16 protein-coding genes are annotated in these 17670 nt (G+C 60.9%); 5 read left to right on the forward strand and 11 right to left on the reverse strand.

Annotated elements, in window-relative coordinates:
- Positions 1–25 precede the first annotated feature (25 nt).
- Positions 26–1156 carry a glycosyltransferase gene (locus ABRP34_RS08875; RefSeq protein ID WP_353712939.1) on the reverse strand — a complete coding sequence of 377 codons (1131 nt, stop codon included), beginning with the start codon at positions 1154–1156 and terminating at the stop codon, positions 26–28.
- A 48-nt stretch (positions 1157–1204) separates the two neighbouring features.
- A complete protein-coding gene (locus tag ABRP34_RS08880) occupies positions 1205–2512 on the reverse strand; it encodes an O-antigen ligase family protein (RefSeq protein ID WP_353712940.1) in 1308 nt (435 codons plus the stop codon).
- 546 nt (positions 2513–3058) lie between these two features.
- On the opposite strand from ABRP34_RS08880, the gene ABRP34_RS08885 reads away from it, so the two are divergent.
- The 4 genes from ABRP34_RS08885 (at position 3059) to ABRP34_RS08900 (ending at position 8498) form a co-directional block, all read left to right on the forward strand.
- Positions 3059–4471 carry a sugar transferase gene (locus ABRP34_RS08885; RefSeq protein ID WP_353712941.1) on the forward strand — a complete coding sequence of 471 codons (1413 nt, stop codon included), beginning with the start codon at positions 3059–3061 and terminating at the stop codon, positions 4469–4471.
- Between the two features lie 47 nt (positions 4472–4518).
- Positions 4519–5832 (forward strand): UDP-glucose/GDP-mannose dehydrogenase family protein, encoded by a 1314-nt coding sequence (locus tag ABRP34_RS08890; protein ID WP_353712942.1) that lies wholly within the window; start codon positions 4519–4521, stop codon positions 5830–5832.
- 107 nt (positions 5833–5939) lie between these two features.
- Positions 5940–7703 carry a DUF4012 domain-containing protein gene (locus ABRP34_RS08895; protein WP_353712943.1) on the forward strand — a complete coding sequence of 588 codons (1764 nt, stop codon included), beginning with the start codon at positions 5940–5942 and terminating at the stop codon, positions 7701–7703.
- A gap of 168 nt (positions 7704–7871) precedes the next feature.
- Complete coding sequence (locus ABRP34_RS08900) at positions 7872–8498, forward strand: LPXTG cell wall anchor domain-containing protein (RefSeq protein ID WP_353712944.1); 627 nt, start codon at positions 7872–7874, stop codon at positions 8496–8498.
- Between the two features lie 140 nt (positions 8499–8638).
- Here the strand turns inward: ABRP34_RS08900 and galU are convergent, their stop codons facing one another.
- Positions 8639–9529 carry a UTP--glucose-1-phosphate uridylyltransferase GalU gene (gene galU, locus ABRP34_RS08905; RefSeq protein WP_353712945.1) on the reverse strand — a complete coding sequence of 297 codons (891 nt, stop codon included), beginning with the start codon at positions 9527–9529 and terminating at the stop codon, positions 8639–8641.
- A 128-nt stretch (positions 9530–9657) separates the two neighbouring features.
- On the opposite strand from galU, the gene ABRP34_RS08910 reads away from it, so the two are divergent.
- Complete coding sequence (locus ABRP34_RS08910) at positions 9658–10095, forward strand: VanZ family protein (protein ID WP_353712946.1); 438 nt, start codon at positions 9658–9660, stop codon at positions 10093–10095.
- On the opposite strand, the gene ABRP34_RS08915 is transcribed toward ABRP34_RS08910, so the two are convergent.
- From ABRP34_RS08915 to rfbB, 8 genes are all read right to left on the reverse strand, one after another.
- Positions 10092–10871: an enoyl-CoA hydratase/isomerase family protein gene (locus ABRP34_RS08915; RefSeq protein WP_353712947.1), complete on the reverse strand. Its 780-nt coding sequence runs from the start codon at positions 10869–10871 to the stop codon at positions 10092–10094. The genes ABRP34_RS08910 and ABRP34_RS08915 overlap by 4 nt on opposite strands.
- A gap of 98 nt (positions 10872–10969) precedes the next feature.
- Positions 10970–12196, reverse strand: a complete 1227-nt coding sequence (gene paaE / locus ABRP34_RS08920) for a 1,2-phenylacetyl-CoA epoxidase subunit PaaE (RefSeq protein ID WP_353712948.1) — start codon at positions 12194–12196, stop codon at positions 10970–10972.
- Positions 12197–12206: 10 nt separating this feature from the next.
- On the reverse strand, positions 12207–12743 hold the full coding sequence (paaD, locus tag ABRP34_RS08925; RefSeq protein WP_353713337.1) for a 1,2-phenylacetyl-CoA epoxidase subunit PaaD: 537 nt from the start codon (positions 12741–12743) through the stop codon (positions 12207–12209).
- Positions 12744–12748: 5 nt separating this feature from the next.
- A complete protein-coding gene (gene paaC / locus ABRP34_RS08930) occupies positions 12749–13672 on the reverse strand; it encodes a 1,2-phenylacetyl-CoA epoxidase subunit PaaC (protein ID WP_353712949.1) in 924 nt (307 codons plus the stop codon).
- Positions 13669–14052, reverse strand: a complete 384-nt coding sequence (gene paaB / locus ABRP34_RS08935) for a 1,2-phenylacetyl-CoA epoxidase subunit PaaB (RefSeq protein WP_003802628.1) — start codon at positions 14050–14052, stop codon at positions 13669–13671. Before paaB ends, paaC begins: the two co-directional genes overlap by 4 nt.
- On the reverse strand, positions 14049–15080 hold the full coding sequence (paaA, locus tag ABRP34_RS08940; RefSeq protein WP_353712950.1) for a 1,2-phenylacetyl-CoA epoxidase subunit PaaA: 1032 nt from the start codon (positions 15078–15080) through the stop codon (positions 14049–14051). Before paaA ends, paaB begins: the two co-directional genes overlap by 4 nt.
- 162 nt (positions 15081–15242) lie before the next feature.
- Positions 15243–16649, reverse strand: a complete 1407-nt coding sequence (locus tag ABRP34_RS08945; RefSeq protein ID WP_353712951.1) for a bifunctional dTDP-4-dehydrorhamnose 3,5-epimerase family protein/NAD(P)-dependent oxidoreductase — start codon at positions 16647–16649, stop codon at positions 15243–15245.
- A 4-nt stretch (positions 16650–16653) separates the two neighbouring features.
- Entirely contained in the window at positions 16654–17652 is a 999-nt protein-coding gene (gene rfbB / locus ABRP34_RS08950) for a dTDP-glucose 4,6-dehydratase (protein WP_353713338.1), read from the reverse strand.
- Positions 17653–17670 lie beyond the last annotated feature (18 nt).

Raw genomic sequence — 17670 nt, forward strand, 5'->3', positions numbered from 1 at the left:
GGCAAACAGACCGTTTTCATTCACACTAGTTCTTAGATTCCGCAGCCTGCGGAGTGTAGGTGCCTTCGACCGTGCGAGAGAGCAAATCGTCGTACTGGCCACAAACGAACTCCCAACTGTAGGAGACCTGGGCCCGCTCAGCACTGCCCTCGCTCAGGCGCAGCTGCTCAGACGGGGACTCCATCAGAGACCCAATGGCGTCAGCGATCTGCTCATCGTCAGGTCCTACAAATTTTCCATAATCGCCGAGTACTTCCCGGTTGTATGGGGTATCCCGGGCTACGACAGGGGCGCCACAGGCCATGGCCTGCACCAGCGCCGGATTTGTTCCTCCCACACTATGCCCGTGAAAATAGACGCCTGCGTGTTGCCAAAGTGAAAAGAGCCTATCGTCGTCGCTGAGGTGCCCTAGCCACTGAACGTTCGGGTTAGAACTGGCGAGCTCTGCCGCCTCCTGATCTAGGTCCCCGCCAAAGCCTGTGGATCCGACTATGATGACCGGCCACTTCTGGGAGAGACGAGCCGCAGCCCGAAAGAACTCTCTTACAGTGTTTTCGGGCACAAATCGGGCGACGAGCAGTATATAGCCTCGGTGCGCTAATCCACTTTCGATCGGCTTGGTCTGCGGCGCCTCCCCCCCGTAAGGGATGAACCGACCTCTAACGCCATAGCTTTCCGTCCAAATTCGCTGAATCTCGACAGCGTCGCAGACCAGCGCGTTCGCCCATCGGGCGGTCATTAGTGCTCCGGCCCTGAAGACACGCTTCGCTGTTGGGCTCCACTTGTCACGTTCCCATTCAATTCCGTCGACATTTACCACGGTTGGAACTCCTCGAAGTTTCAGGAGGGGAAGCCAAAAGCCGTTTGCTACATTCATGACCAGTGCAACATCGGGCTTGTGGATCAGTGCCGAAAGTACGGAAGTCAGCCCGAACGTCAATGTGCTGAGGGATTTGGTATTCAAACCTCTTGTCAAGACGCTCTTTATGCGAACATCTCGGTTCTCGTCAGTTGGCGCTACGGATCCTGCCCGGCCGTAGACCGTAACGTCCCAGCCTTGGTCGGCGAGATACGGAGCCACCTTACGAACGGCCGTCTCAAATCCTCCGTAATAGCTCGGGTATCCTCGCGTGCCGATGATTGCAACTTTTTTCATGATGATATCTTCTGTTTCTAATAGGCTGACTTTGAAATGATGAAAAGGCTATCCAGCGATCGGTGGATGCATAGCCGTAGCGGGCTCATCGAGGAACGGCCGCCGAGAACTATGATCGGATGGATTTGCAATAATAACTATATAGAAAAGCAAGAACAGTCCAAGGGGATGTGATATACGCGTTTCAACGATTGAGTAAATTGCAAGAACGCAGATAATTGCGGATGGGAAGACAGCATCCACGTCCAACAGTCCGCGGAACATCATGTTTAGCCATGCACCGCCGCGCGATAATGCAACTGCAATACAGAGGATGAGAGTAGTAAGTCCTACAATTCCTAGCTGAATCAAAACATCTAAGTAGCTATCATGGGCATGATAAACGCGGTAGTTAATTTGGTTACTTATCCAGTTACCGACATAACTCGCATCCGTCCAGGTGGCATCCCAGCCGAAACCTAGCCAAGGGCTATGGGTCCAGGCCTCAAGCACGTACGGCCAGATCGTGGTTCGACCAGTCAAGGTTTCATCCCGTCCCAGCAGGCTGGTCGCCTCACCGAACTGGTTGATCACCAGCCATAGCCCAAAACCGGCCACAAGGGCGTAATAGGTGACAACCAAAGGTCGTAGTCTCTTGGCGCTTCGGGGAATACTTCGTAGTGCAAGCACCAAGACGAATCCAAAGGCGCACATTGCAATGGCGGTACTAGACGCCGACCAAGCGACTCCCATCACCAGAACTAGCAGAACGGCAAGGCTAGACACACGTTTTCTCGGTGTCCATGCCTGGCTGCTCGAAAGCAATGCAACAACGCCGATCGTTAGGGTGTAACCCATCTGATTTCGGTGCTCGTAAATGCCCCTGAGGGAACCGTACTTATAAGTCTCGGCGACCAATCCTAGATCTGGGCGAATGAGGACCATCAGAATCGATAGAAAGAAGACAACGAGGACACCAGCAATGACGCCCTGCACGAGTTCATGAATCTCAACCTTTGCGGCCACTAAGATAGATGTCAGAAGAACACACAAAGTGGCGAGAGCGCCAACAGAACTTTCATCTGGAAGAATACTCCAAGCCACAGAAACGCCCACTATGCCTAGAAACAAAGTTGGCGCCAACGCCCACCATGAGACTCTAGCCATCGGAATTCCCGTCAAGAGAAGCCCACCAAAAACGAGGACGATTGCTGCAGGGAGAAGACCATGATTGGCAGTCAGAAGTGTAGGCTCGGAGAAGATAATAAATGCAAGCGCTACAGCCGACGTCTTCCTTCTTCCAGCTCTCGAGATGTGAGTTTCTGAAATCTTCTTTCGTGGCTTGCAACGGGCCGGCGCAATCTCAGAACTTTGCATGTTGGCTCCTCAACACGTGAGACTCGGGGCAATTTGTGCCAATTTTCGGACTCCTAAGGCTTTGTCTACAGCCGAAGATAAGCAGTCAGCCATCTCGCCCTCTCCAAGCTCAAAGTGTAGGGTAGGCGCTTCATGTTGCCCAAAGCTCGTTGGCGCACCAAGGAACTCCAGCCAGCTGGAGAGTGGATGAATCGCTTATTCATGAGGCGGAGCGTTAGCTCTGTTGCACCGCGCCAGCTAGAGAGAAACGACGACTGGGCTGATCAACGTGACCCCGTGTGTGCCCATGCAGAGTGAGTACGGGTAGGTATCGCGTTTGCGCGCGCGCCCGGGCATAGTCAGGCTAATGCCTGACGTACACGATAGGGCGTAAGGACTTCTTCATGGCAGAAGTTCCCGCCCTCGAATGGCCTTTGGTAGCCGGGAAAGCCGCAACATTGCGGAGGTCAATCGAGCCGGCTGTATCCTATGACCGGGGTTGACCCGAAAAAACGCTAAATACTACGTGATCGGGATGTTGACTTGGGGACTGGGTCAGATTGGCGGGTGCGCAATGCCCGCACTCTGCGCATAGTTGATGCTTTCGTAATTTCTTGGGCTGTTGCAGGCGCCTTCATCGTCAGATTTGGCCTGGAACCCGCCTTCGCAGTAAACGGTCAGGAGACCTTCTACGTTTGGCTTTCAGCGGCCTTGGCCGTTGGATGGTGGACGATGCTGGAAGCTTGGAACACCAGGCAACCTCGGGTCCTCGGATCCGGTTCAGATGAATACAAGCGCGTTGCCGCGGCATCGCTATGGTTATTCGGCCTCGTGGCGATCATTTCCTATGTGCTTCGTGTCGACACTGCTCGCGGATATGTGGGTATTGCCCTGCCCATCGGACTGCTGGGACTCTTGCTCGCGCGCTGGCTTCTTCGTCAGCACCTGAACGTGCAACGACAAGGAGGTGACAGTATGTCCCACCTTCTGATCTTGGGCGGTCCGAGCGCCGTGGCACACCTAGCTGCTTCCCTGGATCGGGCGAAGCATGCGGGTTACCGCCCCGTCGCTGCCTACACCCCCGGCTCAACCGAAGAACTGACTATTGAGCCGGAGTCTGGGCTGCCTGTACTGGGAAGCCAGAGTGATACGCGATCCATCCTTCAAGCAATTGAGACCTGCAAGGCCGACGCGGTGGCCGTTTCTGCAGGAGTCCAGTTGCATCCCCAAACGCTTCGGCATCTAGGTTGGGAATTAGCCGCCCGCAACGTTGGTCTGATCATGGCGCCTGCATTAACTGACATCGCTGGGCCCCGCATCCATACCCAGCAGGTGGCTGGCCTACCTCTGATTCACGTGACGACTCCTACCCTTGAGGGTGGGCAGCGAGTTGCTAAGCGCCTGTTCGATATCATAGTCTCCGCGTCCTTGATCATCCTGGCGGCACCCATCATGGTAATCGTTGCCCTCTTGGTCAGAGCTGAGTCGCGCGGACCCGTGCTTTTTAGGCAAGTGCGCGTGGGCATTGAGGGTACGCACTTCAATATGCTCAAGTTCCGTTCTATGGTTGTTGACGCCGAAGAGCGACTCGCCGAACTGGCGCAGCATAATGAAGGCAACGGCATCCTCTTCAAGATCAAGAACGATCCCAGAATTACCCGTGTGGGTGGTGTCCTCCGCAAATATAGCCTCGACGAGCTGCCGCAGCTTTTTAATATACTTGCAGGCTCCATGAGTCTTGTGGGCCCGAGGCCGCCTCTCCCAAGTGAAGTCGAGGCGTATGAGCAAGACGTGCGCCGCAGACTGCTTGTAAAACCCGGTCTGACCGGTCTTTGGCAGGTCAGCGGCAGGTCGAATCTTTCATGGCAAGACTCTGTTCGGCTCGATCTGTATTACGTTGAGAACTGGTCATTAGCGGGCGATCTGATCATCATTTTGCGGACCGTCCGCGCTGTATTTCACAGCACAGGCGCCTACTAACACGTCCCCAAGGGACGTCGGCCCTCCTGGGGGAAGGAAACATCATTATGCGCGTTTCAGTAATTGGTTGCGGATACCTCGGTGCAGTGCATGCGGCCTGCATGGCGAAGCTTGGCCATGAGGTTGTGGGAATCGACGTAGATGAGCGGAAGATCCTTGAGCTCTCGGCAGCCCGCGCCCCCTTTTATGAACCCGGGCTGGAGGAGCTTCTTCGAGAAGTCCAGGATACCGGCCGACTATCATTTACGACCGATATGTCGGCTGCAGCAGGCAGCGAGGTTCACTTCATCTGCGTCGGTACGCCGCAGAAGAAGGGTGAAAACGGCGCTGACATGACTTTTGTCGACGCCGCCGCGCTTGCGCTGATGCCACACTTGTCCCCCGGAGACGTGGTCGTAGGTAAGTCCACCGTTCCCGTGGGCACAGCTGCCCGTCTCGCACGGCTTATCCAGGAGGAGCAACCCACGTCTCACCTCGTGTGGAACCCAGAATTTCTCCGCGAAGGCCATGCCGTCGCGGACACGCTTCAGCCCGATCGATTTGTCTACGGTGTACCCGATGGCTCCGAGGATCATCCCGCGGTCGCGGTACTGGATGACGTGTACACGGTTCCCCTAGCGGCAGGTACTCCGCGCCTCGTCACGGATCACCCCACCGCCGAACTCGTCAAGGCCGCCGCGAACTCCTTTCTGGCCACAAAGATCTCCTTCATAAATGCCATGGCCGAAGTATGCGAAGCCTCCGGCGCTGATGTCACACGGCTGGCCGACGCTATCGGCATGGATGACCGTATCGGGAGGAAATTTCTTCAAGCGGGCATCGGTTTTGGAGGTGGCTGCCTGCCTAAGGACATCCGGGCGTTCATGGCTCGTGCCGGTGAACTGGGTGCAGATCAGGCACTGACCTTCCTGCGCGAAGTCGATGCCATCAACATGCGCCGTCGAACGCGGGTCGTAGAACTGACGCGTGACCTTTGTGACGGCATGCTACTTGGAAAGCGGATTACCGTCTTAGGGGCAGCGTTCAAGCCCGACAGCGACGACGTCCGGGATTCGCCGGCACTTAGTATCGCTGCGCAGTTACAGCTTCAAGGTGCAGTAGTAACGGTGACCGATCCGAAGGCGCTGGAGAACGCCGCCAAGCGATTCCCGGAACTGCAATTTGAACTGGACATGCATAACGCGATTGCAAAAGCGGACGCCATTTTGCTGCTCACCGAATGGGAGCAATACCGAAGTCTAGATCCGTATTCGCTCCTGAACCGCGTGAACTCGCCCCGCATTCTTGATGGCCGGAATGTGTTGGACCCAGGAAAATGGCGGGCAGCGGGTTGGACCTATCGTGGACTTGGGCGGGCGTAGAAGTGCCAAAGTCACAGGACGGCGATTCAGGTGCCGGTGACGTCCTCACTGTAAACCATCCAAAGCCGCGCCGCCGCCGGCTTCTGCTATTGGCCACAGGGGTAGCTGTGCTGGTGGTTCTTGCACTAGCCGGCGCCGCATGGCTTGGACTCAAAGCGGCCGCTATTAGCGAGGACCTGAACGCTGCAAATCAGTTGGTTCCCAAGCTCCGGGACGACGTTCTCGCTGACGATGCCAGGGCCGCAGCAATTACTGTTGCCGAGCTTCAGGAACATACTTCACGAGCACGAGATGCGGCCAGCGACCCAATCTGGACGGTGGCTGGGGCCATCCCTTGGCTTGGAGCTAATTTTCAAGCGACCAGCGAGATCGCAGTATCGGCTGATGACGTCGCCAAGCTGGGCGCTGCGCCGTTGGTGAGCATCTTCAAGACGCTGGACTGGAAGTCCCTATTGCCCAGCGAAAAGGGACTGGATCTAAAGCCGTTATCCGCCGCTCAGCCCAAAATCAGTTCTGCTGCTCAAGCCGTGCGCCAATCATCAGATCGCCTAAACGGCATCGATGCGGACACGTTGATGCCGCAAATCTCCACCCCACTCATCCGCGCCCGAGAACAGCTCAGTTCACTGCGGGATGGCCTCGACTCCGCCGCCGACGCTGCCAGCGTCCTGCCGGCGATGATGGGTGAGGAATCTTCACGACGTTACCTCTTGCTTATCCAGAACAACGCCGAGACACGGGCTACGGGCGGAATTCCCGGTGCGCTGGCTGTTCTGAATATTGATAAAGGAAAGCTCTCTCTGGATTCGCAAACTAGCGCAACCGCCATGGGAGCGTTTGATCCTGTTATCAGCGTGGATCCGGAGCAGAAGAGCATCTTCTCCGCGCGTCTCGGCAAGTTCATGCAGGATGTGAACCTTACTCCCGACTTTCCGACAGCTGCCCAAACAGCCCAAACGATGTGGAAAACTGAGACCGGCGAACAGCTAAACGGGGTTCTATCCATCGACCCCATCGCGCTCAGCTATATCCTGGATGCCACAGGCCCTGTCCGGGTCGACAATCCCCATCTTCAAGGCTTCAGTCGTGGCAGCCTACCCGCGGAATTAACGTCAAAGAACGTAGTTCCAACTTTGCTTTCAGATGTCTACTCGGAAATCTCCGAACCCGAGCTGCAAGACGTGTACTTTGCCGGTGTTGCCCAGGAAGTTTTTGCAAAGCTTTCTGCCGGAAACGGGGACACCAAGAAGCTGATTGACGGACTTTCTCGGGGCGCTTCCGAGGGCAGAGTTCTCCTGTGGTCCTCCAGTGCCGAAGAGGAGGCCGTTATCTCCGAATATCCGCTGGGCGGCTCCATCTCAGGCGCGGGCATCTCCCCCGCTCAGTTCGGCGTCTACTTCAACGATGGCACCGGCGCCAAAATGGACTACCACGTGAAGAGAACCGTGCAACTTATCGAGCAGTGCCCGGTTAGTGGTTACGCCGAGGTCAAAGTGCGAATCACAAGCACCAACACGGCGCCGAAGGACGCGGCAACATTGCTGCCCGAGTACGTAACGGGAGGTGGCACGTTTGGCGTCCCGGCAGGCAGTGTTCAGACCAACGTCATTGCGTACGGACCTGTTCAGTCCAACGTGGAGACAGCATTCGTGGCAGGCAAGAAAACTGGCTTCGCCTCACATCGGCACGGTGGTCGCCCGGTAGGCAGCGTCACAGTCCGCCTCGCCCCAGGCCAGACCAGCACCGTCGACTTCACCTTCGGCAAGATCGTTCAGCACACAGAACCAAAACTATCTGTAACGCCAACAGTTCAGGAGTTGAAGGAGCTGGTTCTGGACACGATCCCAGCACAATGCGCGCCGGCTGCCTAGCCAGTTCGTTAACAGTATGTAAAGTGTCTGGATTGACTTTGGAGACACCCTTGTCAGGGTGGTAATCTTTCCATGGGTAAAACCACGAGATTCGCCCCACGGTCACATGGGGATGGGGAATCTCCACAATTATGTGACATCCGTGTTAAAAGGTCTCAGGGGGGACAAATGAAGAAGTCTATTGCTGCGCTCGCGCTTGCAGGAACCATCGCACTGACCGGCACCGCGCCGGCTTTTGCCGCCAACTACCCGGCACCGCCCGCCAACTCTGCTGTCTCCGATGGCGTTGTTGGTCCTGGCGAAGCCTTCACCTTCTCAGCCAGGGGCTTCTTTGCTGGCGAACCGCTGATCATCCGGGTAACCCCGGGTGCTGCCCCGGCTTCGACCGGCGCGAGCATTGCCGGTGCCGGTGCAAGCCGCGCAGTTCCGAGCAAGATCAGCGTGTTTGCTGCCGCGCAGGAACTCAATGCAGCGGCTGACGCTTCCGGTGCCGTTTCGCTGGCCCTGACCATCACCGATCCTGGTACCTATACCGTCACGGCAACTGGTGTGGAGTCGGGTGTCACCAGCGCACCGGTCACCGTCACCGTCGCTGGCGCTGCAACCGATCTTGGCAGCGGCACGGGTACGGGCGCGGGTCTCTCCAACACCAGTGGTAACGGTGCAGGCCTGGCCAACACTGGTGCTGACTCCAGCCTGGTTCTGTGGTCGCTGGTTGGTGGCGGTGCACTCGCCGCCGGCGCCGCTTCGGTGGTCGTTGTTCGCCGCCGTGCCAACGCTGAGGCATCCGCCTAAGCTCCAATTCACAGAAGAGACCCGTTCCGGACTTTCGGAACGGGTCTCTTCGTTGTCGTGAAACACGTGTAGGCGTTAAAGAGTGGGAGCCCCGACAGTTGTCGGGGCTCCCACTCTTTATATGAGCGCGTATGGGCTTCCTAGCCGTTAAAGTTCTTCATCCAGGCTTTCAGATCCTCACCGAACTCTGGGCGCTCGGAAGCCAGCGTGATGACGGCTTTCAGGTAGCTCAGCTTGTCGCCGGTGTCGTACCGCCGTCCGCGGAAGACGACGCCGTACACGCCGGAGCCTTCCCCCTCACCGGTGGCAAGGGTCTGCAGGGCGTCGGTCAACTGGATCTCGCCGCCGCGGCCCGGCTCAGTCTTCTCCAGAACATCGAACACGGCTGGGTGCAGCACGTAGCGACCAATGACTGCCAGGTTGGACGGCGCCTCTTCCACTGACGGCTTCTCCACCAGGCTGTTGACCCGGACGTAGCCCTCTCCGTCGACAGCCGAGATGTCGGCACAGCCGTAGGCGCTGATCTGGGACGGCTCCACTTCAATGAGCGCAATCACCGACCCACCGGTCTTGGCCTGGACGTCAATCATCGTGGTCAGGAGCTCATCCCGCTCGTCAATGAGATCATCGCCCAGCAACACCGCGAAAGGCTCCTCACCGACGTGCTGACGGCCGCACAGGACTGCGTGTCCAAGGCCCTTGGGCTCGCCCTGCCGGACGTAGTGGATGGGCCCCAGACCGGAGGCGTGCTGGACGGCGTCGAGGCGGGCCTGATCGTCCTTGAGTTCAAGGGTCCGCTCCAGAGCAGGCGCCCTGTCGAAGTGGTCCTCCAATGCCCGCTTGTTGCGGCCGGTGATCATCAGCACGTCGTCCAAGCCGGCGCTAACTGCCTCTTCCACGACGTACTGGATGGCCGGCGCATCTACTACCGGCAACATCTCCTTCGGCATCGCCTTCGTGGCAGGCAGGAAGCGCGTGCCCAAACCGGCGGCCGGAATAACTGCTTTACGAACTGATTTCCCCATAGTCATGAACGAACCCTATAAATTGACTCACAAAAAGTGAAATTTCCGAGCGCAGATTTCGGCTGAATCAGAGACTCCCGTAGCTTTTCTGTATGGGAAAATGGAACCGAGCAGACGCTGCCGGGCCGGCGTGTATGCTGCTGGCCCTGTACCTCACGGTACTGGCGTTCGTCGCGTTCTGGCCGACTCCCGTTGACCGCCCCGTGGCGGGCCGCTTTCAGACAGTGTTGTTCGCCATGCACCGCTCCGGACTTCCCGAGCTGATCAACTACCAGTTCGTGGAATTCGCGTCCAACATTTTGATGTTTACCCCCATTGGAATCCTCGCAACATTAGCCTTTCCGGTATTCCATCGAGGACGGATCGTGCTGAGCGCGTTCCTCGCTTCGTGTTGCATGGAACTAGGGCAAAAGCTCTTTCTGCACGACCGGTTTCCCAGCGCCATGGACATCGTGGCGAATACTGCCGGGGCCATGCTGGGGGTCTGGGTATTGGGCGAGGTGGAGCAATGGATTCGACAGGCAAAGCCCACGGTCCCGCCCAAGCCTGCCCGGCCTCCGAAGATCGGTTAGCCCTTGAACTGCGGTTCGCGCTTCTCCTGGAATGCCCGGAAGCCCTCGGCGTAGTCCTCCGTCTTGCAGAGCCTCGCTTGCTCGGCGTTCTCCTCCTGCATCGAGGTCCACAGACCCAGGCGCTGGTCGCGGATGTGCGCCACCAGCTCCTTGCTTGCCTTGAATGCACCAGTGGCACCGGTGGCCACACGCGACACGATGGCCCGGGTTGTGTCCTGCAGCTCCTCCGCGGGAAGCGCCCGGCTGAACATCCCCTGGGCCACGGCCTCGGCACCGGAGATCAGCCCCGCCGTGTAGATCAGGTCCAGCGTCCGGTGCATGCCCAGCCGCTCCGTGAAGTACCAGTGCCCGCCCGAGTCCAGCGTGGCGCCCAGCTTGGCGAACGGCGAGCCGAACTTCGCGTTCTCCGCCACGTACACCACGTCCGTGGCCAGCAGCAGCCCGAGCCCCACGCCCAGGCAGGCGCCCTGTGCCGCGGCGAACGTCGGAGCCGGGAACGCGCTCATCTTCTGCAGCAGCGGCTGCACCAGCCCGCCCAGGTACGCCTCGGCGTCGTCACTCTCCGGCGTCACGCCGGCAATGTCCCGGCCCGCGCAGAAGGCGCGGCCCTCTCCCCTGAGCAGCAGCGCCCGCACCTCACCGCGCGAGGCGGCGGCAGCGGCGTCGTCGTACGCCCGGGACAGATCCGCCAGCGCATGCTCGTCCAGCGAGTTCAGCTTGTGCGGGGCGTTCAGGACCACTTCGGCGACGCCGTCGGCAATGGAAAGGGAAATCATGGCTGCTCCTTTGAGACCGTCCCCACCCGCACCCTAACCTCGCAAGCTCGGTCAGGGAACCCTGCGGGCGTGGGCCCGTTTTAAAAAAATTTATAGGACTACACGTCGAAGTCGACGGAGACTTCCTTGCTGGTGGGGTGCGACTGGCAGGTCAGGACGTAGCCCTTGTCCAGTTCATCCTGCTCCAGGGCGTAGTTTTCGTCCATGGTCACGGTGCCGGTGACCACCTTGGCGCGGCAGGTGCCGCACACTCCCCCGGCGCACGCGAACGGCACGTCCGGGCGGACCCGCAGCGCGGCGTTGAGGATGGACTCGCGGGCGTGTGTGGGGCTGGCCACCTCGCCCTGCAGGCCGTCCAGCTTGAACGTGATCTTGTAGGTCTCCTTGGACTCGTCCTCCACGACCGGGCGGCCGGCGTTGCCCTCGGGGCGGTCCGGCTTGCCGGAGGTGAACAGCTCGAACCGGACGTGCTCCGGCTTCACGCCGCGCTCGGCCAGGGTGTCCCGGCACAGCTGCACCAGCTCGAACGGCCCGCACAGGAACCACTCGTCCACGTCGTCCGCGTGGATGGCGGTGCCCAGCAGCGCCCGCAGCTTCTCGGCGTCGATCCGGCCGCTCAGCAGCGGGGCGATCCGCTGCTCGCGGGACAGCACGTGGTGCAGCGCCAGGCGGGACGGGTACCTGTCCTTCAGGTCCGCGAGTTCCTCCAGGAACATCACGTCCATGGCGGCCTTGTTGGCGTAGATCAGGTCGAACCGGGTATCCGGGCTGGCGGCCAGCAGCGTCCGCGCTATCGCGATCACCGGGGTGATGCCCGAGCCCGCGGCGATGGCCACGAAGTTCCCCGGCTCCCCCGCCAGCTCCTCCGGGTGGTTCATCGAGTTCATGACGTTCTGGTCCACGGCCTGCCCGTCCCTGCCGTGCTTGGACACGAACGCGCCCATGGGGCTCATGACCTCCAGGGTGTCCCCGGCCTTCAGCTCGGCGTTGGCCCACGTGGAGAACAGCCCGCCCAGGTCCTTCTTGATGGCCACCCGGATCTCGCTGCTGCCGTCCGCGAAGCTGCGCGGCTCGGCGCAGATCGAGTAGCTGCGGCGGATCTCCTTCGGCTCGCCGGTCTCGTCCGGCAGCGTGGTGCGCAGGGCCACGTACTGGCCCGGCAGGTAGTCGAAGTGCCCGGCGAGCTCGGCCGGCACCGCGAAGGTCACCTCGATGGCGTCCTCGGTGAGCCGGCGCACCTCCGCGACGGTGAGGGTGTGGAAGGACGGACGACGGCGGCCGGTGGCCTGCGCCGATTCGGCGGCAGTCTGGCGGACAACAGGCATGGGAAATTCCTTACAGGACTTTGAAATAGTCGAACGGTTCCCTGCAGTCCTGGCACACGTACAGCGCCTTGCAGGAGGTGGAACCGAAGCGGGTGAGTTCCTTGGTGTTCAGCGACGAGCACTGCGGGCACTTCACGGCCAGGCTGAGGCGGACGGGTCCGTTGTGGCCGAGGGCGGCCCTGCCGGAGGGCGGCGCGATGCCGTACTCCCGCAGCTTGGCCTTGCCGGCCTCCGTCATCCAGTCCGTGGTCCACGCCGGACTCAGTACGAGCTCCACGTGCACGCTGGGGTAGCCCTCCTTGTGGAAGGCGGCCTTGAGGTCGTCGCGGATGGCGTCCATCGCCGGGCAGCCCGAGTACGTGGGCGTGATGGTGACCTGCACGGCGGGAACCGGCCCGCCGTCGTCGAACAGCCGCACGCCGCGCAGGATGCCCAGGTCCTCGATGGTGAGCACCGGGATCTCCGGGTCGCAGACCGTGGCGGCGATATCCCACGCCTTCTGCTCGGCGGTGATGCCTGTCTTGGTCTCGAAGTCCGATACGTACACGGCAGTCACCAGCTTGCTCCGGGATGCTCCCGGGCCAGCACCTGCATCTCGGCGAGGATGTAGCCCAGGTGTTCGGAGTGCTTGCCGCGGCGGCCGCCGCCCGGGGCGAACGGCACCTCCGGCACCTCCAGCTCGGCCTCTGTGAGGACCTCGCCGGTGAGGCGGTCGAAGTCCGCCTTCAGGCTGGAAGGCTCGACGGCGGCGCCGGCCTCGGCCAGGCGGGTCACCAGTTCGTCGGTTTCGAAGAGCTCCCCCACGTAGGGCCAGATGAGCTTCAGGCCGTGGATCATCCTCTGGCGGGATTCCTCGGTGCCTCCGGCCAGGCGGAGGACCCACTGGGCGCTGTGGTCGCGGTGGTAGTCCACTTCCTTCACGGCCTTCGCGGCGATGGCGGCCAGCGTGGCGTCCGTGGACTCGGTCAGCCGGCGGTAGAGCTCGAACTGGTAGTAGCTCACCACGAACTGCCGGGCGATGGTGACGGCGAAGTCACCGTTGGGCTGCTCGAACAGGTGCGCGGAGCGGAACTCGTGCTCGCGGCGGAAGTACGCGAGGTCGTCCTCACTCTTGTCCCAGGCGCCGCCGGCGTAGCTGAGGAAACTCCGGGCGTGGCCCAGCTGGTCCAGGGCGATGTTGCCGAGGGCCACGTCCTCCTCCAGCTCGGGGGCGCGGGAGATCCAGTGGCCCAGGCGCTGGGCGAGGATCAGGGCGTCGTCGCCCAGGCGCAGCGAGTACTCGGCCACGTCCTCGGTGGGCTTGGCCAGGCCGGTGCGGACCTCGAGTGCGATGTCCTCGGGGCGCAGCGCGTTGCCCGGCGTGATGCGGGTGGCGCTGGCCGACCCGTCGCCGCTGGCACCTGCGCCCGCGACGCCGACGGAGATGTCGCCGTGGCCTGTGGTCTCTTGCGTTTCTTGCGTCTCGGGAGTGCTCACAGGTGCTTCACCCCTTCGCTCTTGGTGTAGTACGTGGCGTGCCGGTAGTCCTTGCCCTGCGGCGACTCGAAGAACGAGCCCTTGGCGTCCGGGTCGCTGGAGGCGATGGCGTCCGCCGGGACCACCCAGATGGACACGCCCTCGTTGCGGCGGGTGTAGAGGTCGCGGGCGTTGCGCAGGGCCATGGCGGCGTCCGGTGCGTGCAGGCTGCCGGCGTGCACGTGGCTCAGGCCGCGGCTGGACCGGACGAAGACCTCCCACAGACCCCAGGCATTGCCGGTGGTTTCGGCGGGAGCGGCCGCCGGGCTCGCCTTTGGAGCCTCGCGGTTGATTTCAGTGGCCGAGCTGGCCGGAACTTCCGGGTTGCCATGGGGACTCATGCTGCGAATTCCTTTGTCTTCATTGACTGTTTGTGTGCGTAAGCCGCCGCTGCCTCGCGGACCCAGGCGCCGTCGTCGTGCGCCTGCCGGCGGCGCTCAAGCCGCTGCGAGTTGCAGGGGCCGCGGCCGGCCAGGACTTCCTTGAATTCGTTCCAGTCCAGCGGGCCGTGCTCCCACTTCCTGGTGTCCTCGTTGAAGCGGACCTCGCTGTCCGGGAGGGTCAGGCCCAGGACCCGGACCTGCTCCACCATCATGCCCACGAACCGCGAGCGCAGCTCATCGTTGCTGAAGCGCTTGATGTTCCAGGCCATGGACTGCTTGGAGTTGGGGGAATCGTCGTCCGGCGGGCCGAACATCATCAGGGCCGGGGCGTACCAGCGGTTCACGGCGTCCTGGGCCATCTGCTTCTGCGCGGGAGTGCCGTTGGAGAGTTCCAACAGGATCTCGAAGCCCTGGCGCTGGTGGAAGGACTCCTCCTTGCAGATGCGCACCATGGCCCGGCCGTAGGGACCGTACGATGCCCGGCACAGCGGCACCTGGTTGCAGATGGCGGCGCCGTCCACCAGCCAGCCGATGGCACCCATGTCCGCCCAGGTGAGGGCCGGGTAGTTGAATATTGACGAGTAGCGGGCCTTGCCGGCGATGAGGTCGTCCATCATCTGGTCGCGGGACTGGCCCAGCGTCTCGGCGGCCGAGTAGAGGTAGAGCCCGTGGCCGGCCTCGTCCTGGACTTTCGCCATGAGGATGGCCTTGCGCTTCAGGCTGGGGGCGCGGCTGATCCAGTTGGCCTCCGGCTGCATGCCGATGATCTCCGAGTGCGCGTGCTGCGAGATCTGGCGCAGGAGGGTCTTGCGGTAGGCGGCGGGCATCCAGTCACGCGGCTCGATCCGGGAATCCTCGGAGATCACGCGGTCAAAGTATGCCTGGCCCTCGGCCTCCAGCTGGGCCTGGCCCTGATCGGCGGCGGGGGCTGCCGCGCCCGGGGCTGCCGGCTGGTCAGGCACTGACTGCAGGTTCTGCGCTGCCATGGTTGCTCCTATGCATTCACGTCCGTACTCGGATTATTTACCGACCGTTCGTTCAGGATATGCGGAAGCGGCGAAGGGCGTCAAGCAAAGGCACACAGAAAAGCGCCGCCGACTTCAGGCGAAGTCAGCGGCACTTTCTAACAGGATGCTCGGTGGATCTAGCTACTGCAGATACTCACTCAGCGCATCACGGGAATGCCGAGGCGAGAATCCCGACGTGCGGATCTTGCCGAGGTCAAGGGCGCTATTCAGCGGCCTGGGAGCAGCAGCCTTGCCTTCGAAGTACTGAGCGGTACTAACCCCAGTCACGTCATCCCTGGATGAGCCCGCCAGCTCAAAGACGTCGGCGGCAATGTCCGCCCACGACTGTGGGTCTCCGCTGTTGCTGAGGTTGTAGGTGCCGTAGGCGGCGCCGCTCTGAAGCAGATGCCGGATGCCGGCCGCAATGTCCTGCGTGAAGGCCAAGCGACCGACCTGATCATTGACCACCGACGGCTTGATGCCGCGCTGGGCCAGCGACGCCATAGTACGCACGAAGTTGTTTCCTTCGCCGATGACCCAGCTGGTGCGCACGATGTAATGCCTGGGCACTACGCTGACGACAGCGTCCCCTGCAGCTTTCGTCTGGCCATACACACCGAGCGGCGTGAACGACTCGCTCTCATCATGAATGTCGCGGCCGCCGTCGAAAACATAGTCCGACGAGATGTGGACCAGGGTCAGATCGTGCTCGACTGCCAGACGGGCGAGGCGGGCCACCGCATTGACGTTGATCTCCCACGCTGCCGCCCGCCCATCCCGGGTCTCAGCCGCATCCACCGCGGTGTAAGCCGCAGCGTTGATGATTGTCGAGTAGTTCTTCCAGTTCCGGCTGCTGTAGGAATCCGCGCTGGCCAGATCGAACTCCGCACGGTTCGCGAATTCGACCGAGTCGTCGCCCGCATAGATGTCTCGCAAGGCTTTGCCGAGCTGCCCATCAGCACCCAACACCAGCGATTTCTTCGGGGCCATCGGAAGGACATCTGCCAACCGAGGATGCGCCTTGTCCTTATCCGAAAGCTCTGCCTTGTCGAGGGGAATCGGCCATTGAATGGCGGCACTTTCATCGGCGAGATTCAGGAACGTGTACTGCCCCTGGGCATCTGCCGACCAGTGATCGTTTACGAGGTACGTGTAGGCCGTGTTGTCCTCGAGCGTCTGGAATGCGTTGCCCACACCTCGGGGAATGAAGATGGCCTGACTCGCGTCCAGTTCAGTGGTGAACACAGCACCAAAGGACGGGCCTTCGCGCAGATCGACCCACGCGCCGAAAATCCTGCCCGTGGCCACCGAGATGAACTTATCCCAAGGCTCCGCGTGAATCCCCCGGGTTGTTCCAGCCTTCTCGTTGAAGGAGATATTGTTCTGGACCGGGCGGAAATCCGGCAATCCCAGCGCGATCATCTTCTCGCGTTGCCAGTTCTCCTTGAACCAGCCGCGGTTGTCCCCGTGCACCGGAAGGTCATAGAGAACCACTCCGGGGATTGGCGTCTCCTGGACACCAAGCGGCTTCGAAAACTCGATCGTCATGACGCTACTGGCCCTGTTCCTTGTACTTCGCCTCCGTGGCGGCCTTCTGTGGCCGCCACCAGTCCTCGTTGTCCCGGTACCAGGCAATCGTGTCCTCAATACCGGCCTCAAAATCGGAGAACTCGGGCTGCCAGCCCAGCTCCGCGCGAAGCTTCGAGGAGTCGATGGCGTACCGCAGGTCATGGCCGGCGCGATCCACTACGTGGTCATAAGCGTCCGAAGCCTCACCCATATGCTTCAGGATCAGCTCGACGACGTCCTTGTTATTCTTCTCGCCGTCAGCGCCGATCAGGTAGGTCTCGCCGATCCGGCCCTTGGCGATAATGGCCAGCACTGCCGACGAGTGGTCGTTGGCATGGATCCAGTCGCGAACGTTTTCGCCCTTGCCATAGAGCTTCGGCCGGATGCCGTCAATGACGTTCGTGATCTGGCGCGGTATGAACTTTTCGACGTGCTGGTACGGGCCGTAGTTGTTCGAGCAGTTACTGATGGTTGCCTGAAGCCCAAAGGAGCGGACCCATGCCCGGACCAACAGATCGGAACCAGCCTTCGTGGAGGAATAGGGGCTGGACGGGTTATATGGAGTGCTCTCCGTGAACCGCTCCGGATCATCAAGTTCCAAGTCGCCGTACACCTCGTCAGTGGAGATGTGGTGGAAGCGCTTGGAGTGCTTGCGTGCGGCCTCAATCAGCGTGTAGGTGCCAATGATGTTTGTGTCCAGGAAGGGCCGCGGATCATGCAGGGAATTGTCATTGTGTGACTCGGCGGCGTAATGAACCACAACATCGCAGTCGGCCACCAGGCTATCCACGAGTGCGGCGTCAGCGATGTCCCCAACGACGAGCCGGAAACGGTCCGCCGGCAATGCTTCAAGCGAGGCCCGGTTTCCCGCGTAAGTCAGCTTGTCGAGGACGGTAACAGCGTTATCGGTGTGATTCAGGACATAGTGCACAAAATTGGAACCGATGAAACCGGCACCACCGGTCACGAGGAATTTCTGCATGGTTTCCATATTTCCATA

The organism is Arthrobacter sp. K5 (assembly GCF_040448525.1).
Taxonomy (GTDB): domain Bacteria; phylum Actinomycetota; class Actinomycetes; order Actinomycetales; family Micrococcaceae; genus Arthrobacter; species Arthrobacter globiformis.